General features: G+C 73.0%; 18 protein-coding genes. 7 read left to right on the forward strand and 11 right to left on the reverse strand.

The genetic code is table 11. The annotated features are described in order from the left end of the window. Positions 1 to 92 precede the first annotated feature (92 nt). Together NRK68_RS23530 and NRK68_RS23535 are read right to left on the reverse strand one after the other, a co-directional pair. Positions 93 to 746 carry a response regulator gene (locus NRK68_RS23530; protein WP_046776174.1) on the reverse strand — a complete coding sequence of 218 codons (654 nt, stop codon included), beginning with the start codon at positions 744 to 746 and terminating at the stop codon, positions 93 to 95. Further along, positions 743 to 1924 (reverse strand): sensor histidine kinase, encoded by a 1182-nt coding sequence (locus NRK68_RS23535; protein ID WP_373024509.1) that lies wholly within the window; start codon positions 1922 to 1924, stop codon positions 743 to 745. Before NRK68_RS23535 ends, NRK68_RS23530 begins: the two co-directional genes overlap by 4 nt. A 166-nt stretch (positions 1925 to 2090) precedes the next feature. On the opposite strand from NRK68_RS23535, the gene NRK68_RS23540 reads away from it, so the two are divergent. Then, entirely contained in the window at positions 2091 to 2663 is a 573-nt protein-coding gene (locus NRK68_RS23540; RefSeq protein ID WP_183067354.1) for a hypothetical protein, read from the forward strand. Positions 2664 to 2685: 22 nt separating this feature from the next. On the opposite strand, the gene NRK68_RS23545 is transcribed toward NRK68_RS23540, so the two are convergent. Beyond that, complete coding sequence (locus tag NRK68_RS23545; RefSeq protein ID WP_183067355.1) at positions 2686 to 3258, reverse strand: cob(I)yrinic acid a,c-diamide adenosyltransferase; 573 nt, start codon at positions 3256 to 3258, stop codon at positions 2686 to 2688. Between the two features lie 106 nt (positions 3259 to 3364). On the opposite strand from NRK68_RS23545, the gene NRK68_RS23550 reads away from it, so the two are divergent. The 4 genes from NRK68_RS23550 (at position 3365) to NRK68_RS23565 (ending at position 8224) form a co-directional block, all read left to right on the forward strand. Then, on the forward strand, positions 3365 to 3904 hold the full coding sequence (locus NRK68_RS23550) for a hypothetical protein (RefSeq protein WP_183067356.1): 540 nt from the start codon (positions 3365 to 3367) through the stop codon (positions 3902 to 3904). A gap of 161 nt (positions 3905 to 4065) precedes the next feature. Then, entirely contained in the window at positions 4066 to 4914 is an 849-nt protein-coding gene (locus tag NRK68_RS23555; protein WP_046776177.1) for a 3-hydroxyacyl-CoA dehydrogenase family protein, read from the forward strand. Positions 4915 to 5084: 170 nt separating this feature from the next. After that, complete coding sequence (locus NRK68_RS23560) at positions 5085 to 5408, forward strand: STAS domain-containing protein (RefSeq protein ID WP_030386930.1); 324 nt, start codon at positions 5085 to 5087, stop codon at positions 5406 to 5408. Positions 5409 to 5611: 203 nt separating this feature from the next. Beyond that, complete coding sequence (locus tag NRK68_RS23565; RefSeq protein ID WP_257856644.1) at positions 5612 to 8224, forward strand: ATP-binding protein; 2613 nt, start codon at positions 5612 to 5614, stop codon at positions 8222 to 8224. A gap of 58 nt (positions 8225 to 8282) precedes the next feature. Here NRK68_RS23565 and nucS read toward each other — a convergent pair whose 3' ends face one another. Then, positions 8283 to 8954, reverse strand: coding sequence for an endonuclease NucS (nucS, locus tag NRK68_RS23570; RefSeq protein WP_183067358.1), 672 nt, complete (start codon positions 8952 to 8954; stop codon positions 8283 to 8285). A gap of 219 nt (positions 8955 to 9173) precedes the next feature. On the opposite strand from nucS, the gene NRK68_RS23575 reads away from it, so the two are divergent. Next, positions 9174 to 9566 carry an SCO5389 family protein gene (locus NRK68_RS23575; RefSeq protein ID WP_030660337.1) on the forward strand — a complete coding sequence of 131 codons (393 nt, stop codon included), beginning with the start codon at positions 9174 to 9176 and terminating at the stop codon, positions 9564 to 9566. A gap of 22 nt (positions 9567 to 9588) precedes the next feature. Here NRK68_RS23575 and NRK68_RS23580 read toward each other — a convergent pair whose 3' ends face one another. After that, a complete protein-coding gene (locus tag NRK68_RS23580) occupies positions 9589 to 10620 on the reverse strand; it encodes an LLM class flavin-dependent oxidoreductase (RefSeq protein WP_257856646.1) in 1032 nt (343 codons plus the stop codon). A 231-nt stretch (positions 10621 to 10851) separates the two neighbouring features. On the opposite strand from NRK68_RS23580, the gene NRK68_RS23585 reads away from it, so the two are divergent. Further along, positions 10852 to 11178: an Rv1322 family protein gene (locus tag NRK68_RS23585; protein WP_183067360.1), complete on the forward strand. Its 327-nt coding sequence runs from the start codon at positions 10852 to 10854 to the stop codon at positions 11176 to 11178. A gap of 30 nt (positions 11179 to 11208) precedes the next feature. On the opposite strand, the gene NRK68_RS23590 is transcribed toward NRK68_RS23585, so the two are convergent. The 6 genes from NRK68_RS23590 to scy all read right to left on the reverse strand — a co-directional run bounded on the left by NRK68_RS23590 (position 11209) and on the right by scy (position 20901). Beyond that, positions 11209 to 12051: an ABC-2 transporter permease gene (locus NRK68_RS23590; protein WP_183067361.1), complete on the reverse strand. Its 843-nt coding sequence runs from the start codon at positions 12049 to 12051 to the stop codon at positions 11209 to 11211. Beyond that, on the reverse strand, positions 12048 to 13163 hold the full coding sequence (locus NRK68_RS23595; protein WP_257856648.1) for an ABC transporter ATP-binding protein: 1116 nt from the start codon (positions 13161 to 13163) through the stop codon (positions 12048 to 12050). Before NRK68_RS23595 ends, NRK68_RS23590 begins: the two co-directional genes overlap by 4 nt. A gap of 153 nt (positions 13164 to 13316) precedes the next feature. Beyond that, positions 13317 to 14093, reverse strand: a complete 777-nt coding sequence (locus NRK68_RS23600) for an ABC transporter permease (protein WP_257857908.1) — start codon at positions 14091 to 14093, stop codon at positions 13317 to 13319. 2 nt (positions 14094 to 14095) lie between these two features. After that, positions 14096 to 15109, reverse strand: a complete 1014-nt coding sequence (locus NRK68_RS23605) for an ABC transporter ATP-binding protein (protein WP_257856649.1) — start codon at positions 15107 to 15109, stop codon at positions 14096 to 14098. 100 nt (positions 15110 to 15209) lie between these two features. Then, complete coding sequence (locus NRK68_RS23610) at positions 15210 to 16148, reverse strand: coiled-coil domain-containing protein (protein ID WP_030964228.1); 939 nt, start codon at positions 16146 to 16148, stop codon at positions 15210 to 15212. A 196-nt stretch (positions 16149 to 16344) separates the two neighbouring features. Next, on the reverse strand, positions 16345 to 20901 hold the full coding sequence (gene scy / locus NRK68_RS23615; protein ID WP_183067364.1) for a polarized growth protein Scy: 4557 nt from the start codon (positions 20899 to 20901) through the stop codon (positions 16345 to 16347). Positions 20902 to 20949: the final 48 nt, after the last annotated feature.

A 20949-nucleotide genomic window follows, 5' to 3' on the forward strand; every position in this document is an offset into this window, starting at 1 on the left:
TTGTCATGGCACGCTCACCACAGTGTTGCCGTGAGAGTAGAAAGGTCTGGACCAACCGTCAAGAGGTCCAGACCGGTGCCGCCCGTCGTCCGTCAGATCCCCAACTCCTGGGCCAGCACCGCCGCTTGGAGCCTGCTGCGCAGTTCCAGCTTGCCCAGCAGGCGGCTGACGTGCGTCTTCGCCGTCGCCTCCGCCATGCCCAGGCGTTCGGCGATCTCGGCGTTCGACAGGCCCTCGCCCAGTGCGCCCAGCACCTCCCGCTCGCGCCGCGTGAGGGAGGCGACCGCCGCCGCCCGCTCGGGTGCAGGGGCGGTCCGCGCCGGGCGCGGCGCGGCGAACTCGGCGATCAGCCGCCTGGTCACCGCCGGGGCGATCAGCCCCTCCCCGCGCGCGACGGTCCGTACCGCCTCGATCAGCTCGGCCGCGTCCGCGTTCTTCAGCAGGAAGCCCGCGGCGCCCGCCCGCAGCGCCCCGAAGACGTACTCGTCGAGGTCGAAGGTGGTCAGCACCAGCACGTCCGCCAGGCCCTCCTCGACGACCTGGCGGGTCGCGGACACCCCGTCGAGCCGGGGCATCTGCACGTCCATGAGGACGAGATCCGGCCGCAGCTCGCGGGCCAGGCGCACCGCCTCCTCACCGTCGCCCGCCTCGCCCGCCACCTCGATGTCGCCCGCACTGCGCAGGATGAGCACCAGCCCGGCCCGCACCGCGGCCTGGTCCTCGGCCACCACCACCCGGATGGTCACATCTCCACCGCTTTCTCCTCGGCGGGCAGGATCGCCCGCACGTGCCAGACGGTGCCGGCCCGGCCCGCCGTGAACTCCCCGCCCAGCAGTTCCGTCCGCTCCCTCATGCCGATCAGGCCGGCGCCCGAACCGGGCGCGCGGGGGCCGGGGCGGTCCCCGTAGGGCGAATCCACCACCACGCTCAGCAGCCCGTCCTCATGCGCCACACGGACCGTGACCGTGCCCGGGGCGGCGTGCTTGAGGGCGTTGGTCAGGGACTCCTGGACGATCCGGTACGCCGCCAGCTCCACCGGGGCCGCCGCCGGCTCCCCGGAGCGCCGGTCGTCGTGCAGGACGAAGGTCAGCCCGCTCGCCGAGCCGTTGGTCCCGGCCTGCCCGATCAGGGCGTCGAGGCCGTCCAGCGAGGGCACCGCCACCGGCTCCTGGTCGCCCCCGGCATCGCGCAGCAGCCCGATCAGGCGGCGCATCTCGGCCAGCCCCTGCACGCTGTTCTCGCGGATCACCCCGAGCGCCTCCCGACTGGTCTCGGCCGTGCCGATGGAGAGCGCGGCGGTGGAGTGGATGGCGATGGCGGAGAGGTGGTTGGCCACCATGTCGTGCAACTCGCGGGCCATCCGGGCGCGCTCGGCGGCCACGGCCTGGCTGCGGTCCATCTCGGCCAGCAGCGCCGTCTGCTCGGCGCGCAGCCGGGCGGCCTCGGCGGCCTCGCGGTGGTTGCGCAAAGTGGCCCCCGTCAGGGCCGGGGCGAAGCTCACGATGCCGGTGACCGCGCCGATCAGCAGGGCCTGCGGGGTGCGCAGCCAGGCCAGCGAGGCGATCGTGATGACGACGGTGATCAGGCCGGTGGTGACTGGGAGCCGCCGGGCCATGGCCGGTTTTCCGTAGACGACGGCGGCGTACATCAGGTCGGTGAAGATCACGACGGTGGCGAGGCTGCCGACGGTGAACTGGTCGGCGATCACCCCCACGGTGCCGACGATCAGGGTCACCCGCGGGGCGGTGCGCCGCAGCAGCTCCATCGCACCGAGCGCCACGAGGGGCACCAGGGCGGCCCAGGCAGGCAGGGAGCCGCGCCCGGGGCTGCTGTAGACCCCGAGCGACCAGAACGCCAGGCCCGCGGCCACGCTGACGGCCGCGAGGAGGACGTCGTCACGGTGGGGGCGCAGGCTCTTCTCGATCACGGTCCCATCCAACAGGGTGCACGGCCCCCGCACGTCGGCGGAGCGGCCGAGCCGCGGCTACATCGAAGGATGCAGGCACACATGGTCAATGGCGACGACGTATCGGCCGCCGGCGGACGGGAGGCTGAGGGGGAACGACGCACCCGAGCGGACGGAGAATCCCGTGATCGTCGCTCTGATCATCGCCTGCGAGGTCGGCTTCTGGGTCCTGCTGGCGGCGGGGCTGGGCCTTCGCTACCTCGCGAAGATGCCCCGCCTGGGGGCCGCGGTCCTGCTGTGCGAGCCGCTGATGGAGCTGATCCTGCTGATCGTCACCACGATCGACCTCAAGAACGGCGCCGAACCGGACTGGAAGCACGGACTCGCCGCGCTCTACATCGGCTACACCGTCGCCTTCGGGCACTACACGGTCAAGTGGCTCGACGGGCACGCCGCCCACCGCCTGGCCGGCGGGCCCAAGCCGGCCGGCGCCGGATACGGGAAGGCGCGGGCCGTCCACGAGTGGAAGCTGTGGGCCCGCACCGTCCTCGGCGCCGCCGTCGCCCTCGTCCTGCTCCAGGCGGCGATCTGGTACGTCGGAGATGCGGGCGACATCAGCTCGCTCCGCGCCTGGCAGGCCGGCGCCCTGCGCGTGGTCGGCATCCACGCCCTCGTCGCCGTCGCCTACACGGTGTGGCCGAGCAAGGCTCCGGCCGACGCGGAGGAGGACCGGCGCTCGCCGGTTGAATCTCGCTGACGGCCGCCGCGCCCCGTGCGGGCTACCGCTCGCCGCCCGGCACCCACAGCACGTCCCCGACCTCCTTGTTGGCCACCCGGGCCAGGATGAACAGGAGGTCGGAGAGGCGGTTGAGGTATGTGGCGGTGAGTGGGTTCATCGTCTCGCCGTGCACCTCCAGCGCCGCCCACGTCGACCGCTCGGCACGCCGGACCACCGTGCACGCCTGGTGCAGCAGGGCCGCGCCGGGGGCGCCTCCCGGCAGGATGAAGCTGCGCAGCTTCTCCACCTGCTCCAGGAACACGTCGCAGTCGGCCTCCAGCTTGTCGACGTAGAACTGCTCCACGCGCAGCGGCGGGTACTCCGGGTTCTCGACCACCGGGGTGCACAGGTCCGCACCGACGTCGAAGAGGTCGTTCTGCACCCGGACCAGGACCTTCACGACCTCCGCGGGCAGGGCGCCGAGGGCGATGGCCGTCCCGATGGCCGCGTTGGCCTCGTTGGCGTCGGCGTACGCGGAGATCCGCAGATCGGTCTTGGCCGTGCGGCTCATGTCGCCCAGGGCGGTCGTGCCCTTGTCGCCGGTACGGGTGTAGATGCGCGTGAGGTTCACCATGCGGCCAGGGTAGACGGGCCCGCCGGGGAAATTCCGGGTGCGGTCGGCGCTGCCCGCGTACTGTCCGATGGGGTCGCAGGAGCCCCGGGAGCCGGAAAGGGGCCGCGTGGCCGAGACGTACTACCTGTGGCGGCTGGCCGAGGCCGCCCAGCAGATCGACCTCCTGGCGGGCTTCCTCGCCACCCGGCACGCGCCGGGCCCGGACCACCTCGCCGAACCGGCCGAGTGCGCCGCGGCCGGGCGGGCGGCGGTGGCCGCCGGGCGCCTGGGGGAGGCCCTCGGCCATGTCGACGACCTGCGCGAGCACGCCGCCCGGTGGGCCGGGCACCCGCACCATCCGGGGGAACCGGGCGCGGCCGAGCACGACGCACGGGTCTGGGACTACGCCAAGGACGCGCTGCGCGCGGAGCACGGGCCCGGGTCGGCGCACGTCACCACGGCCCGCGACCTCCTGCAGCAGCTCCGCTTCCTGCAGCGGCAGATCTGTGCGCTGCCCCAGGCGGACGCGCAGGTCAGGGCGGACGCCCACTACCTCGCGGGCCGCGGTGTCATGGCCGTCGAACTCGGCCGCCCGGGCGTCGCGCGCGGGCAGCTGCGCCGGCTGCGCGCACTGGCCGGACGGTGCGTGGGGACCCACGTCACATGAACTGGGCGGCGGGGCAGGGCTGCTGGGCCGTACCGGTGTGATGTCCGTCATCTGAGACGTGACGCGTGTTACTTCGCGGTCACACCGCACCCCCCGTTCGCTAGTCTCCGCCGGAGTGGCTACGAAGCCGTGCCGTATTTGAGAACAACGAGGGGTGTGCAGTGGCTGGGAAGCTCGCCGTCATCGGTGCGGGACTGATGGGTTCCGGGATCGCTCAGGTCTCGGCTCAGGCGGGATGGGACGTCGTGCTGCGCGATGTCACCGACGCCGCGCTGACTCGGGGCACGGACGGGATCAAGGCCTCGTACGACAAGTTCGTCTCCAAGGGCAGGCTGACGGCCGAGGACGCCGAGGCGGCGCTCGCGCGCATCACGACCACCACGGACCTGGACGCGGCCGCCGACGTCGACATCGTGGTGGAAGCGGCCTTCGAGAAGATCGAGATCAAGCACGAGATCTTCCGCGCCCTCGACAAGATCGTGCGCGAGGACACCATCCTGGCCTCCAACACCTCCGCCATCCCGATCACCAAGATCGCGGCCGTGACGGAGCGTCCGGAGCGGGTCGTCGGCGCGCACTTCTTCTCGCCCGTCCCGATGATGCAGCTGTGCGAGCTCGTCCGCGGCTACAAGACGAGCGACGAGACCCTCGCCGCCACCCGCGCGTTCGCCGAGTCCGTCGGCAAGACCTGCATCGTCGTCAACCGCGACGTCGCGGGCTTCGTGACGACCCGTCTGATCTCCGCGCTGGTCGTCGAGGCCGCCAAGCTGTACGAATCGGGCGTGGCCTCCGCCGAGGACATCGACATCGCCTGCAAGCTCGGCTTCGGGCACGCCATGGGGCCGCTGGCCACCGCCGACCTCACGGGCGTCGACATCCTGCTGCACGCCACCAGCAACATCTACACCGAGTCCCAGGACGAGAAGTTCGCGCCGCCGGAGCTCATGCGCCGCATGGTCGACGCCGGGGACATCGGCCGCAAGAGCGGCCAGGGCTTCTACAAGCACTGAGAACGGTTCAGCCACCGAGCGCCATCGTTCGAATGCCTTCACCCGTCAGGGTGAATTAGGTATCGGTTCGCTCACGGTCGGCAACTTCGCTGCCCGCGCGGCAGTCAGTTGCAGTGAGAGTTGCCGACCACGGACCAGTTGATACGTACGCAGTACTGCCGGGAGTACACATGCACATCAGGGGCGACCACGCCGAACTCGCTGTCGGGGGCCGCCTCGACGTGCGCAGCGCGGCGGACGCCCGTACGGCCCTCCACACCGCCCTCGACGACGGGCAGGGCGACCTCGTGCTCGACCTCACCGGGCTCGACTCCTGGGACGCGACCGGCCTCGGCGTGATCATGGGCGCGCACCGGAGGGCCGGCCGGACCGGACGCCGGCTCGTCCTGCGCGGGGTGCCGCCGCAGATGCAGCGGCTGCTCGTGGCGACCCGGCTGCACCGGATCCTCGCGATCGAGGGCGGCCTGGAGGCCGAGTCCCTGCCCCGCGTCTGACACAAGGTCCGATCCGCAAGCCGCTGACCTTTGCATTTCCTGCAGAAAGTAACGGTCCGGTGGTGATCGTGCCCCTGCGGTTTCCCGCACGCCCGGCCACGGTCTAGGGTTCGGGCGGAAACCGGACCAGTGGCGACAGCGGGAGCGCGACGGCCGGGAGGCACGACGGCGAGGCGCGCGGCCCGCGATCGGGGGAGTGGGTCATGGACCGTACACAGGGGCAGAACGGGCAGGGCGAGCAGGCCAGGGGCGGCCCCGCGTCGCCGGCTCCCGCCTCCGCAGCCGGGTCCCCCCGGCCGACGTCGCCCGCCTCCGCCGGTCCCGCGCGGGTGGTCACCCTGACCGCCGGAGACTTCACCCTGACCGTCAACCCCGTCGACGGCAGCGAGATCGAACCGCTGCGGCCCGGTACCGAACGCGGGCGCCCCGCCAAGCGCGACGCCGCCGCCCGCGCGGCCCGGGACATGGCCGCCCGCCCGCCCGTACTGCCGGGCCCCGCGATATCCGCCCGGCCCCTGCTCGCACGGGACGAGGAGCTGGAGCGGCTCGTCCGGCTCCTGGGCCGCGGCCGCTCCGTACGCCTGACCGGGCCCTCCGGATCCGGACGCAGCGCACTGCTCGACGCGGTCGCCACCCGCTGCACGGGCCTCGCGCCCGACGGCATCGTCCGCCTCAGCGGCTACGGACACCAGCAGCCCGGGGAACTGCTCCACGCGCTCTACGCGGCCGTCTACGAGGCCCCGCGGGAACGTCCCGAACAGGACGTGCTGCTCGCCCGCGTGCGCGACATCGGGGCCGTCGTCCTCCTCGACGACCTGGAGATGGGCGGGAGCGCCCTCGACGAGCTGCTGCGCGCGACCCCCGAATGCGCCTACCTGCTGGCGGCCACCCCCGACACCAAGGCCCCCTCCGACGACTCCCACATCGAGGAGGTCTTCCTCACCGGCCTCGGACGGGCCGACTGCGTGGCCCTGCTGGAGGCGGGCGTGGGACGCCCCCTGACGGACGAGGAGACCGCCTGGGCGGAAGACCTGCGGTTCGCCTCCGAGGGGCTCGCGCTGCGCTTCGTACAGGCCGCCGCCATGCTGCGGCAGCGGGACGAGCTCAACCACGGCGACGAGGACGACGACGAGGAGGAGCCCGGGGTCTTCGAGGAGCGCCCGCGCGACAACGCAGTGGTGCCGCTGCCGACGCTCGCCGAGGGCGCGGCCCCGGCGGAGCTGCTGGCCTCGCGGGTCAGCGAGTCGGCGCGAGCGGCCCTGCGGATCGCGTGCGCGCTGGGCGGCGAGCTGCCGCACCACACCCACCTGCCGGCGCTCGTGGGCGACACCCACGCCGACACGGCGGTTGCGGAACTGCTGGCCTGCGGGCTGCTGACGCCCGTCGGAAGCCGCTACCGGCTCGCCACCGGCGTCGCACGCCAGCTGGAGGACGTCGGCTACGCGGAGACCGTGTCGGAGGAGGCCCGTACGGCCGCCCGGCACTACGCCTGGTGGACCGGGCACGCCTCGGTGGTACCGGAGCGGGTGGCGGCGGAGGCGGACGCCGTGCTCGCGGCGCTGGCCGGCGCGGACGTGGTGGCCGCGGCCGTGCTGGCGCGTACGGCCGCTCCCGCCTTCGCGGCCTCGCTGCACTGGGAGGCCTGGGAGCGGGTGCTGCGCTCGGGAGCCGAGGCCGCGCGCAAGGCGGGCGAGGTCGCCGAGCAGGCGTACTTCCACCACGAACTCGGGGTGCTCGCCCTGTGCGAGGGGCGCCTGGACCGGGCCCGCGCCGAGCTGGAGACCTCGATCGGACTGCGGGGCGCGCTCGCCGACAAGCGGGGCACCGTGGCGGGCCGGCGGGCACTGGCACTGGTCGTGGACCGCGAGGCGGCGGGGGCCGCGTCGCCGCCGCTGCGGCTGGAGGCGCCCGGAACGCCCTCGGCGGCCTCGGAGGCCGTGACCGTGGCGACCCCGGCCGCCGGGTCGGCGACGCCGGCGACCGAGGCGGTGACGCCGGCGACCGAGGCGGCGACCGTGGCGACCCCGGCCGCCCGTAAGACCACCGCCACCCGGACGACGCCGGCCGTGCCCGCCACCCGCAAGATGCCCGCCGCCCGGCCGGCACCGGCCGTCGCGCCCTCGGCGCCGGCCTCTGCGGCGCCCGCGGCCCCCGCCGGCCCGGCGGTGCCCGTCTCCGCCGAGGCGGTCACGCGGATGACCCCGGTGGTGCCGGTGACCCGGGGCACGGAGCCGCCCACGACGCTCTCGGCGGTGTTCGAGGACGCCTTCCCGCTGTCGCCGAAGCAGGACGGGCCCACGGCGGCCGGCCCGTTGCCCGCCCCGGCCGCGCCGCCCGGCCGGGACGCCGGCCGCCGCAAGCGCGTCCTGCTGGTCGCGGCGGGAGCGCTGACGGTGGTGGCACTGGGCACCGTCGTGAGCCTCGCGATGAGCTCCTCGGACGCCGAGCCGCCCGCGCAGGGGCCGGCCGTGTCCTCGACGCCGGACACCCCGGGGACGCCCACGACGGCCCGGCAGACCGGAGGGACGGGTCCTGCGCCGGAGCCTCCCGCGACGGCGCCCTCGCAGGACGCCACGGTCCCGGCCGCGGGCGTGAGCGCCTCCCCGGCCCCCGGCCGCACGCCCGGCCGGACCCCGTCCAAGCGCCCGTCCACGACGGCCCCGAACTCCCAGGCGCCGACGTCCTCTTCGCCCTCGGCGACCTCCCAGGCGCCGACCCAGCAGCCCACGGAGACCGTCGCGCCGTCGCCCACGGAGACCGGTACCGGGACCGGGACGGGCACGGCCACCGCCACCTCGCCGGTCACCAGCCCCTGAACGCGCAACGGCTCCGTCCGCGAGGACGGAGCCGTTGCGTCTTGCGGGCCGGTACCGGTCAGAACAGGCGGAGCTTGTCGTCCTCGATGCCGCGCAGCGCGTCGTAGTCCAGGACCACACAGTCCATCCCGCGGTCCGTCGCCAGCACCTTCGCCTGCGGCTTGATCTCCTGCGCGGCGAAGACGCCCCGGACCGGGGCCAGGTGCGGGTCGCGGTTGAGCAGCTCCAGGTAGCGGGTCAGCTGCTCCACTCCGTCGATCTCGCCGCGGCGCTTGATCTCCACGGCCACCGTGGCGCCCGAGGCGTCCCGGCACAGGATGTCGACCGGGCCGATCGCCGTCATGTACTCGCGCCGGATCAGGCTGTAGCCCTCGCCCAGCGTTTCGATGCGGTCGGCGAGCAGCTCCTGGAGGTGTGCCTCGACGCCGTCCTTGATGAGCCCCGGGTCGGTGCCGAGCTCGTGGGAGGAGTCGTGGAGCACTTCTTCCATGGTGATGATGAGCTTCTCGCCCGCCTTGTTGACGACCGTCCACACACCGGCGTCGTCACCGCTCCCCTCTTTGAGGGTGCACGGAGGCGACATCCAGTTGAGCGGTTTGTACGCCCGGTCGTCCGCGTGGATCGAGACACTGCCGTCGGCCTTCACGAGGATCAGACGGGGTGCCGAGGGCAGATGGGCGGTGAGCCGGCCCGCATAGTCGACGGAGCAGCGGGCAATCACGAGACGCATGGTCGGCAACGCTACTCGACCCAGGGCCCTCCACGCGATTCGCCCCTGAAAGCCCCGTTCGCCGATGGCGCGTTGTATGCGCATTCTCCTGGTGCGTCACCCATGGGGCGCCTACCGTGGTGAGCGGGAGGTCGTCGAGCGTGCACTCTGCGTCGCGATCTCCTTCCCTGCCCGTAAGACTCCGGCAACCAGTCAGCCGGGGTCGCGAGAGGAGAACCCATGTCGCTCGACGTCTCACCGGCCCTACTCGAACAGGCCGAGCGAGGCGAGGTCGACGAAGCCGCTTTCGTCGACTGCGTCCGGACCTCCCTGCCCTACGCATGGGAGATGATCAGCTCGCTGGTGGCCCAGCTGAAGGTGGACGGCGGACAGTTCGCCGACAACCAGACGCCGCCGCCCGACGAGCAGGCGCGCGGGCAGCTGTTGCGCGCACTCGCGAGTGACGCGATACGCGGTGCGCTGCAGCGGCACTTCGGAGTGCGCCTGGCGTTCCAGAACTGTCACCGGGTGGCGGTCTTCCCGCTGGATCCCTCGGTGGACGACAGGCTGGCCAAGTTCACTTCGATCCGCGGCCAGCTGCTCAACCAGTCGCCGGAACTGCGCGACTGCTGAGCAGGGCCGCAGCCGGTAGATCTCAGCCGAGACGGGGCAGGACCTCGACGCCCAGTCGTCGTACGTTCTCCTCCGTCGCGGCGAGGTCTCCGGAGCCCTCCGTCAGGAGGGCGAAGCGAGTGATCCCGGTGCGTGCGGAGGTCGCCTCCAGACGGTCCGCCGCAAGCTCCGGGGTGCCCACCGGGTGCAGGTCGCAGAGCAGTTCCGTGTATGCGACCGGATCCCGCATCGCGCGTACGCGGCCGTCCACGGTCACGTGCGCGTCCAGGCCCAGCCGGAGCCAGCCCGGCATGGCCTTCAGCAGGGTCTCGCGCGCGTCCGCGGCGCTGTCCGCGATCTGGCACACGCCCGCGGAGACGTGCCCGGCCGCGGCCACGTGCTCGGGGGAGTGGCCCGCCGCGAGCGCCGTGCTGCGCCACAGCGCCACCATCTCGGCCTTGTTCTCGTCGCCGCAGTGCATGCCCAGCAGCATCGGCAGCCCCCGCCGCGCGGCCATCCGCACCGACGACGGCGAGGTGCAGGCCACGATGACCTCCGGGGCCGATCCGTCCCCGTCCAGTGCTTCCGACGGCTGCGGTACGACGGCCACCTCGCGGAAGGAGTACCGCTCGCCGTCGGCGCCCACCCGCGCCTCGGTGAGCCATCGCCGCAGCAGGTCCAGGGCCTCCGGGAAGCCGTTCTCGTAGGCGTCCAGGCCGCCCCCGAACACCTCCAGGTCGACCCACGGCCCGCCGCGGCCCACGCCGAGGGTGAAACGGCCGCCCGAGGCCATGTGCAGCAGGGCCGCCTGCTCCCCGAGGGCCACCGGATGCGTGCTCGGCAGCACGCTCACCGCCGTGCCCACCCGCAGCCGGCGGGTCCGGCCCAGCATCAGGCCCGCCAGGGTCACCGCCGACGGGCAGACCCCGTACGGCACGAAGTGGTGCTCGGCCAGCCAGACCGAGTCGAGCCCGGCCTCCTCGGCCACCTCCGCGGTACGCACCGCCCGGTGCAGTGCCTCGCCCTGTCCCTGGCCCGGGAACTGGGCCGCCAGTACAAACGCTCCTACGCGCATCGCCTTTTGCCTCCTCGCGGCTGACGCGGCCTCCCCCAGGTGAGCCGGTTCTTCCTATGGCAACAACGTCTGACACGTGCCAAAGGCACGGGCTGACAGGAAAGTTATTGGGATTGTCGGGCCAGTCCCGGCCATCGGCCCGTCCACCCCGTAGACACCCTGCGGGTACCCGGCCTCGCTGCGCGTAGTCTGGAAGAAAGTCACTGCCGTCGGCCCATCCGTGAGGTATACGTGTCACCGCGCAACAACCGCCCCAGGGGCGGCGAGAACCCGGAAGACCGCCCCGGCATCGGTCTGGACCGCTTCGGGCTGGAGCGCACCGAGGAGTACCAGGGCGAGGACTGGAAGGTCAGACACGTCGCGGGCGCGAGCGCGGCCGGCAAGCGCTACCGCTGCCCCGGCTGCGACCAGGAGATCCCCTCCGGCACCCCGCACCTGGTGGCGTGGCCGGAGTACGGCGGCGTGGACGACCGGCGGCACTGGCACAAGTCCTGCTGGAACGCGAAGGACCGCCGCACCACGAAGGTGCAGCGGTCCCGCAACGCGCCGAAGTACTGACCCCCGGCGACGGATCCCGCCGGACACCCCCTAGACGTCGCGGCGGCCGACGACGACGTACGAGGCGGCCACGGTCGCTCCCGTGATCAACAGGATGATCAGCACGTTGGAGAAGTTGCTGGGCGCCGCGCCCAGGTCGCCGCCCTCCCGCATGCCGAACAGCTGGCTCAGCGCGACGGGCACGTTGCGCTGGAGGATCTCCCGCCCGATGGGGGCGACGGCCTCCCAGACGATGAGCATGGCCCCCAGCACCGGCGGCAGGGTGACCACGCCCAGCATGACGGCGATCGCCCCCGCGGAATGCCGCACCAGTGCGCCGATCGCGAGGGCGAGCACGCCGAGCAGGGTGACGTAGAGGCAGCCGGCCACGGCGCCCAGCCACTCGTCGGCCGTGTGCGGACCGGAAGCCGCCCCGCCGTGGGCGAGGGAGGCGGCGATCCCGACCACGAAGACGGACAGCGCGGTGGCGACGAAGGCCGTGACGCTGAAGACCAGGTACTTCGCGGTCAGCACACGGAAGCGGTCCGGGGCGGCGGTGAACGTGGTCCGCACCAGGCCGGTGGCGTGCTCCGAGGCGATCGTCAGCACACCGAGGACCATCACCGCGACCTGGCCGACCATCAGGCCGAAGAGGGCGGGCGTGGTGAAGGAGATGGACTCGTAGTCCCGGTCCGTGGTCTGCGAGACGAAGAGCATCCCGACACCGACGACGGTCACCACGAGCGAGCCCAGCGTCCACAGGGTGGAGCGGATCGAGATCAGCTTGGTCCACTCCGAGGCGAGGGCGTGTCCCAGGTGCGGCCGCGGCGAGGGCAGCGGGGAGGTGTAGCTCCGCGGCCGGTCCGGCGTCGTGGTCGTCGGGGTCACGGTCATCGGGGGTCCTCGGTGGAGTCCTTGGCGGTGCTCGCGAGCTCGCCGGGATTGCTGGGCATCAGGAAGGGCTTCCCGCCCGCTCCGGGCGGGGGCGGGGCGAAGAAGCCCGCCTGCGGGACCTCGGGGGCGGCCGGCTCGTCCTCCCAGGCCGGGAGGGCCAGCGGGTCCTGCTCCCACAGCTCGGCCCGCGGGTCCTCGGTGGAGGTGTACTCGACGGCGGACTGGGTCATCCGCATGTACGCCTCCTCCAGCGAGGCCCGGTGCGGGGACAGCTCCCACAGCCGTACGCCCACCCCGTGCGCGAGGTCCGAGATGCGGGGGAGCTCCAGCCCGGTCACGCGCAGTGCCCCGTCGGGCTCCTGGAGGACCCGGCCGCCCGCACCGGCGAGGGCCTTGCCCAACGTGTCCCGGCCATCGGGATCGGTGTCGGCCGCACGCACCCGAGCGAATCCGGCCGAATTGTGCGCGATGAACTCCTGCGTCCCCATGTCGGCCAGCAGCCGTCCGCGGCCGATGACGATCAGGTGGTCGGCGGTCAGCGCCATCTCGCTCATCAGGTGGGAGGAGACGAAGACGGTACGGCCCTCGGCGGCGAGCCGGCGCATGAGGTTGCGGACCCAGAGGATGCCCTCCGGGTCGAGCCCGTTGACCGGCTCGTCGAACAGCAGCACCTGGGGGTCGCCGAGCAGCGCCGTGGCGATGCCGAGGCGCTGGCCCATGCCGAGCGAGAAGCCCTTCGTGCGCTGCCGGGCGGCGTCCTGGAGGCCGACCACGGCCAGCACCTCGTCCACCCGCTTCTCCGGGATCCCGGAGAGCTGGGCGATGGACAGCAGGTGGGTACGGGCCCGGCGGCCGCCGTGCACGGCCTTGGCGTCGAGCAGGGCCCCGACGTGCCGCTGGGCGTTCGGCAGCTCCCGGAAGGGCCGGCCGTTGATCGTGACCTGACCGGAAGTGGGCCGGTCGAGCCCGAGGATCATGCGCATGGTCGTGGACTTCCCGGAGCCGTTGGGCCCCAGGAAGCCCGTCACGTGACCCGGCTTGACCTGGAAGGACAACTGGTCGACGGCGGTCTTGGCGCCGTAGCGCTTGGTCAGGCCGACTGCCTCGATCATCTTGCTGCCCCTTACCAGGCCGGGACGACTCTCGCCCGCGTAAGGGTTAAGAGGATAACGAGGATCCTCCGGTTCCGTCCCGGGCCGGATCCCTGACCCGTCCCCGAGGCCGACCCTGGCATGACCCGTAGTCCTTCCGGAGGGGGCGGGCCGTCAGGCGTCCCTCTTCCTGAGGACGAGGTAGCCCCCGAGTACCGAGGCGGCCACCCACAGGAGCATGATCCCGAGTCCGCCCCACGGACCGTAGGGGGCATCGGTCCCGCCGAAGGCGTCCGGCACGACCTGAACGATCTTCGATCCGGCCGCGTCCGGCAGGTACTGGCCGTATGTGCGGGTCGCCTCGAAGGCGTTGAGGGCGTTGGAGACGATCAGGAAGAACGGGATCAGGATGCTGATCGAGGCGACCGAGCTGCGCAGCATGGCGGCCACGCCCATGGAGAACAGCGCCAGCAGCGCCATGTACACGCCGGCGCCGATCACCGCACGCAGGACGTTCTCCGCACCGAGGCCGGTGCCGTGGTCGCCCAGGATCGCCTGCCCGACGAAGAAGGACACGAAGCTGGTCAGCAGTCCGACCAGCAGGGCCAGGGCCGTGGCCACGGTGAGCTTGCCGAACAGGAAGCCGGCCCGGGCGGGCACGGCGGCCAGCGAGGTGCGGATCATGCCCGTGCTGTATTCGGTGCTGACCACCATGACACCGAAGACGATCATCGCCAGCTGGCCGAACTGCATCCCGGTGAAGCTCACCAGGGTCGGGTCGAAGGTGGCCCGTTCGAGCGCGCTCATCCTGTCGAGGCCGGACGCGGCCGCGACGGAGATCAGGGCGCCGAAGCCGACGGTGACGATCATGGCCACGGCGAGTGTCCAGCTGGTGGAGGCGACGGTGCGGATCTTGGTCCACTCGGAAGTGAGGACGGCGGTGAAGGCCATGGTCACCGCCCGCCCTTGCGCGCGGCGTCGGCGGAGCCGAAGCCGGCGCCCCCGGCGGGGACGTCGGCCGGCCGGGCCGGGTTGTCGCCCGCCGCACCGGGTGCGCCCGGTGCGTGGGAGTGGTACTCGACGGAGTCCGCCGTCATGCGCATGAACGCTTCCTCCAGTGAAGCCCGTTGCGGGCTGAGTTCGTGCAGCACGATCCGGTGCCGGGCGGCCAGCTCGCCGAGCTGCTCGGCGCCCACGCCGTCGATCTCCAGCGTGCCGGTGGCGGGGACGCCGACGGCGTCGATCCCGGCCTCGTGCAGGACGTCCTTGAGCCGCTCCTGCTGCGGTGAACGCATGCGGACGTAACTGCGGGAGTTCTGGTGAATGAAATCAGCCATAGAGGTATCGGCCAACAGCCTTCCTTGACCGATCACGATCAAATGGTCCGCGGTCAGGGCCATTTCGCTCATCAGGTGGGAGGAGACGAAGATCGTGCGACCCTCCGCCGCCAGGCCCTTCATCAGATTGCGGATCCAGAGAATTCCCTCGGGGTCCAGACCGTTGACGGGTTCGTCGAACATGAGGATCTGCGGATCGCCCAGCAAAGCGGAGGCGATTCCCAGCCGTTGTCCCATGCCGAGTGAAAATCCTTTGGACTTCTTCCTGGCCACGGGGGTCAGGCCGACCAGGTCCAGCACCTCGCCGACCCGGCGCTCGGGGATGCCGTTCGACTGGGCCAGGCAGAGCAGGTTGTTGTACGCGCTGCGGCCGCCGTGCATGGCCTTCGCGTCCAGCAGTGCTCCTACGTGCTTCAGCGGTTCCTGGAGTTCCCGGTAGCGCTTCCCGTAGATCCGGACCTGACCACTCGTCGGATTGTCGAGGTCGAGCATCATGCGCATGGTCGTGGACTTGCCCGCCCCGTTGGGGCCGAGGAAGCCGGTCACCACCCCCGGTCTGACCTGGAAGCTGAGGTTGTTGACGGCGGTCTTGGCGCCGAATCGTTTCGTGAGTCCCTCGAGCTCGATCATGCCGACACGCTAGAACGCCCGAGGGCCCTACGCCACCTCGAACGGGTGACATAGGGCCCTCGATCAGGCTCTTTCGCTACCGGCAGGTAGTGCCTGCGCGCTAGCGGCTCTGCTGTGCCGGCACGCCGCGGGTGACGGGCTCGTCGTCCGCGATCGGGTTGGCCGCCGCGACGGCCGCACCGGTGAGCGTCGCCAGCATCTCGCGGACGTTGGTCAGCTGCGCGTTGATCGAGTCGCGGCGGTTGGTGAGCGCCGCCAGCTCGCGCTCGGACTCGCTGCGGATGCGGTCCGCCTTGGCGTTCGCGTCGGCCACGATGTCCTCGGCCTGGCGCTGCGCGGTCTCCACGGTCTGGCGGGCCCGGCGCTCGGCGTCCGTACGCAGCTTCTCGGCCTCCAGGCGCAGCTGCTCGGCGCGGTGCTCGATCTCCGCGAGGCGCTTCTCGGCCTTGGCCTGACGGGAGGCCAGGTCGCGCTCCGACTGCTCACGGCGCTTGGCCAGGTTGGTCTCGAAGTCCGCGGCGGCCTGGGCGGCCTTGGCGCGGGTCTCCTCGAACAGCGCGTCGGCCTCCTCGCGCTTGGAGGCCGCGTCCTTCTGGGCCTCGGCGCGCAGGGTGGCGGCGTCGCCCTTGGCCTTCTCGACGATGCGGACGCCCTCGTCCTCCGCCTTCGACTTCCGGTCGGCCGCGAACGACTCGGCGTCGTTGCGCACCTGCTGGGCGGCCGACTCGGCGAGCTCACGGTGCTGCTCGGCCGCGCGACGGGCCTCCTCGCGCAGGTCCTTCGCCTCCTCCTCGGCCAGCCGCAGGATCTTCTCGACCCGGGCGCCGAGACCCGCGTACGACGGCTCCGCGTCGTTCACCTGGGCCTGGGCGTTCTGCGTCTCGAGGTGCAGCTCCTCGATCCGCTTTTCCAGAGAGTTGATACGTCCAAGGGCGCTGTCGCGGTCGGAGACCAGCTTGGTAATGCGGTCGTCCACCTGACCGCGGTCATAACCACGCCGCACGAGCTCGAAGCCGAAGGGGGAGGAAGTGTCGCTCATGGGGTTCCTGTCGAATGAGACCGATGAGGTGCTACGTGAGGTGTTAAGGGGAATCCTAGGCGCCCAGACGGCGTGTCATCGAGTCAATCCGCGTTTGATCTGGACAATGACACCCCTTTTGAGTGGCAAGGCGGCGGAATGCTTGTCACCCGTTCGCCTGAACCTTCATCAGGTGCACACATCCAGGTCCCCTTGGCTAGCCCTCCGACGACTTGCCACCCGAACGAGTGGATCCCGCTGTCACTCCGGCCTTGGCGCCCCCCGCGCCCTGCCCGCCGACCGTCGGCTTCCCGCCGCCCGAAGGCGCCTCGAATGATTCCAACGCCTCAAGAACGTCCTGGACACGGGAGATCTCTCCCTGAATGTCCTGCCGCCTGCGGACCAGGACCTCCAGCTCACGGCGGCCCTCCTCGACGAGGCGCTCGGCCTCCGCCTTGGCCTCCGCCAGCGCGCTCTCGGCCTCCCGGGCCAGCTCCGCCTTCTTCTGCTCGGCCTCCTTGAGCAGCGCCTCCGCCTTGCGGACGGCGGCGATGCGCACCTTGCTCGCCTCGCTGCTCGCGTCCGACAGCAGCTCCTTGGCCTTCGCCTCGGCCTCGACGCTCTGCTCGGTCGCCGCGCGCACCAGCTTGTCCACGCGCTCGCCGGCCGACTTCATCTGCTCGGCCGACTCCCGGCGGGCCCGCTCGTGCAGCTCCTCGACCTCGCCCTCGACACGGCCGCGCAGCTCCTCCGCCCGTTCCCTTATGGCGGCGGCGTCCGTGCGCGCGCCGACCAGCAGCTCGTTGGCGTCCGTACGGGCCTTCTCCACCAGGGAGTTGCCCTCGACGGTGGCCTCCGAGGTGATCCGCGCCGCCTCCTTGCGGGCCGCGTCGACCATGGCGTCGGCCTGCTCCTCGGCCGCCGTGGTGGCGGCGAGGGCCTGCTTCTGCGCCTCGACGGTGAGGTTGTCGGCCTCCGTCGCCGCCTCGGTGATGAGCCGGTCGACCTGCTCCGCCGCCTCGCTGCGGCGCTTGTTCGCCTCCTCGCGGGCCTCGTCCAGCAGCCGCTCGGACTCCTTGCGGGCCTCCGCGCGGGTACGTTCCGCCGCGGCCGCGGCCTCCGCCTTGACCCGCTCGGCCTCCGACCGGGTACGGGTCGCGTGCTCCTGCGCCGAGGACAGCGCCTCGGAGGCGTCGGCACGCAGCCGCTCCGCCTCGGTCGCCGCCTCGCCGAGCGTGCGCTCGTTGTCCTTGCGGGTCTGCTCCGTGAGCTTGTCCGCCTCGGACGCCGCCTCCGTGATGAGCCGGTCCGCCTGCTCGGCCGCCTCGGCGCGCAGCCGGTTCGCCTCTGCGCGCGCCTCGTCCAGCGTCTGTTCGGCGTCGCGCTCGGCGCCGGCGAGGGTCTCGCCCGCCGCGGCCGTGACGCGGTCCGCCTCCGCGGTGGCCTCGCCGATGATCCGGCCGCCCTCCGCGCGGGCGTCCTCCAGGACCCGGTCCGCGTCCGCACGCAGCCGCGCGGCCTCCGCCGCGGCCTCGCCGACCGTGGCCTCGTTGGCCACCCGGGTCTCGTCGATGAGCCGGTCGCCCTCGGCACGCGAGTCGACCATGATCTTCGCGGCGTCGCGTTCGGCGCCCGCCAGCGTCTCGGCCGCCTGCGACTTCAGCCGGGCCGCCTGGGTGGTGAGGCGCTCGGCCTCGGCCGCCGCCTCGCCCACGGTGGCCGCGTTCGCCGCGCGGGTCTCCTCGATGAGGCGGTCCGCCTCCGCCGAGGCCTCGGTGATGAGCCGGTCGACCTGCTCCGCGGCCTCGGTGCGCAGCCGGTTGGCCTCGGCGCGCGCCTCGTCCAGCGTGGCCGCGGCCGCGGTGCGGGTGGCCTCGGCGACCTCCGCCGCCTCCGCGGTGATCCGCTCCGCCTCCGCCTCGGCGTCGGCGACCGTGGCCGCGTTCGCCGCGCGGGTCTCCTCGGTCAGCCGCTCGGCCTCCGCCGAGGCCTCGGCCGTGATCCGGGCACCCTCGGTGCGGGCGGCCTCCAGGGACTCCGCCGCCTCGCCGCGGATACGGTTCGCGTCGTTGCGGGCGTCGGCCCGGGTACGGGCGGCGTCCCGCTCGGAGGCGGCCAGCGCGTCCGTGGCCTCGGTCCGCAGCCGCTGGGCGTACTCGGCGGTGTCGGCGCGCAGCTGCTCCGCCTCGGCGATCGCCTCGCCGACGGTCCGCTCCGCCAGCGCCTTCGCCGCGTCCGTCTCGGCGCGCGCCTCGGTACGGATGCGGGCCGCGTCCTCGGTGGCCCGCTCCCGCTCCGCGTGGGCGTCGGCGCGGACCCGGGCGGCCTCTTCCTCGGCCTCCGTCTTCGTCCGCTCCGCCACGTGCTCGGCGGCGCTGCGCAGCCCGGAGATCTCCTCCTCGGCCTGCTCGTGCAGCCCGGCCACGGCGTCGCGCACCTGCTGGGCGGTGGCCTCGGCCGCCGACACCAGCTCCGAGGCGCGGCTCTCGGCCTCCTCGGTCAGGCGGGCCGCCTCGGCCTGCGCCTCCTCCGAGCGGCGGCGGGCCGCGGCCAGCAGCTCCTCGCTCTGCTCGCGGGCCTGCGCCCGCTCCTGGTCGGCGTCGGTACGGGCCGACGCCAGGGTCTCCTCGGACTCCCGGCGGCGCCGGGTGGCCTCCTCCTGCGCGGCGGCCAGCGCCTCGGCGGCCTCGGCGGCGACCCGCTCGGCCGCCGCCTTCGCCTCCGCGCGCAGCCGGTCCGCGGTCTCCTGGGCCTCGGAGCGCACGCGCTCCGCCTCGGCCTCGGCCTCGCCGCGCAGCCGTACGGCCACCTGCTCGGCCTCGGCGCGCACCCGGCCGGCGTCCTGCGCCGCCTCGGTGCGCAGCTGGTCGGCCTCGGCCTCGGACTGTGTCCGGAGCGTGCGGATGCGTTCCGCCGACTCGGCGCGCAGCCGGTCGTTCTCCTCGGTCGTCTCGCGGCGGATGTTCTCCGCGGCGGTACGGGCGTCGCGCAGCGTCTGCTCGGCCGTGGCCAGCCGGCCCTCGGCCTCCGTGTGCAGCCGTACCAGTTCCTCGTCGGCCTCGGCGCGCTTCGCGGCCAGTGCCTGCTCGGTCTCCTCGCGCCGTGCGAGCGCCGCCGCGTCCGCCTCGGCGCGGACCGACTCGGCCTGCTCCTCGGCCTCGCCGCGCAGCCGCTCGGCCTCGGCGCGGGTCCGCTCCAGGGTCTCCTCGGCCTGCTTGCGCAGGGTGCCGGCCCGCTCGACGGCCTCGGCACGGACCCGCTCGCTCTCGGCGGTCGCCCCGGCGCGCAGCTCGTCCGCGTCCGACTTGGCCTTGCCGAGCAGTTCCTCGGCGGTCTTGGCCGCCTCCTCGATCTGCTGGACCGCCTCGCGGCGGGCCTCGCCGCGGATCCGTTCGCCCTCGGCGACGGCCTCCGCACGCAGCTGCTCGGCCTCGCCGCGCAGCCGCCGGGCCTCCTCCTGGAGCTCGACCGTACGGGCCCGGTACTCCTCGGTGTCGTCCTTCGCGGCGCCCTTGAGCTCGTCGGCCGTGGCCGCGGCCTGCAGGCGCAGCCGGTCGGCCTCGGACTCGGCCTCGCGGCGGATCCGCTCGGCCTCCTCGGACGCTGCCCGGGTGGTGGCCCGGGCGTCCTCCGAGGCCTTGTTCAGTACGTCCTCGGCGGTACGGGCGGCCTTCGCCAGCTGCGCCGCCATGTCCTCGGCCGCGGCGGTACGGGCCTGCTGGCCGGCCTCCGCGCGCTGCCGTTCGGCGTCCGCGCGGGCGTCGGCCAGGGTCTGCTCGGCCTCGGCCTTGAGGAGTTCGGCCTCCTTGGTGGCCTCGCCGACCAGCCGGGCGACCTGCTCCTTGGCGGTGCGGGTGCGCTGCTCGTTGACGGATTCCGCCGACGCCAGCTGCCGCGCGGCGCTCTCCTTGGCCTCCGCGAGGACCTTCTCGGCCTCGGCGCGGGCCTCGCGCAGCGCGGACTCGGCCTCCTGCGCGCGGGATTCGGCGATCCGGCCGAGGTCGAGGGTCTGCTGCCGGGTCTGCTCGGCCTCGGCGGAGGTGGTGGAACGCAGCCGTTCGGCGTGCTGGGTGGCCTCCTGCGCCTGCGTGGAGGCGGCGGTCAGCAGCCGCTCGGCCTCCTTGCGGGCGCGCAGCAGCGTGGCCTCGGCCTCCGCGCGGGCGGCCTCGGCGTCGGAGGCCATCCGGCGCCGGGTCTCCTCGGCGACCCGGGCGGCCTCGGCGCGGGCCGCGTTCAGGGACTGCTCGGCCTCGGCGCGGGACTCCTCCATGAGGCGGCGCGCCTGGGCCTCGGTACGGGCGCGCAGCTGCTCGGCCCAGGCCACGTTCTCGTTCACGTGCGCCTCGACGGTCTGGCGGCGCTCGTTGAGCTCCTGGTCCAGCCGCTGGCGCCGGTTGACGGCCTCGCTGTGCAGCTCGGCCTGCAGGCGCGCCTGGTGCTCGGCGTGCTCCTGCAGGATGCGCTGGGTCTGCGCCCGGGCGTCGCGCAGCTCGCGCTCGGCGTCGGAGCGCATCTGGTCGGCCTGGATCTGGGCGTTGCGGAGCAGCTGCTCCGCCTGGTAGCCCATGTCCGCGCCGTCGTAGGCAGGACGGGACGCGAGGGCCCGGCGTACCTCGTGGAGCTTGGCGCGCAGCACCTCGACCTGGTAACCCAGGTCCTCAGCGTGCTGGACGGCCTTCCCGCGTTCCTTCTTCAGCCGCTCCATCTCGGCCTCGAAGCGCGAGAGATGGTCGGCCTCGGCCTGATGGCTCTCCTGGCTTTCGTAGCCCCGCACAGCGCGGTCCCATCCGTCCCCTGGTCGCAAGCTCACTCCAATGAGCAT

It is taken from the genome of Streptomyces yangpuensis, from assembly GCF_024666385.1.
GTDB lineage: Bacteria > Actinomycetota > Actinomycetes > Streptomycetales > Streptomycetaceae > Streptomyces > Streptomyces yangpuensis.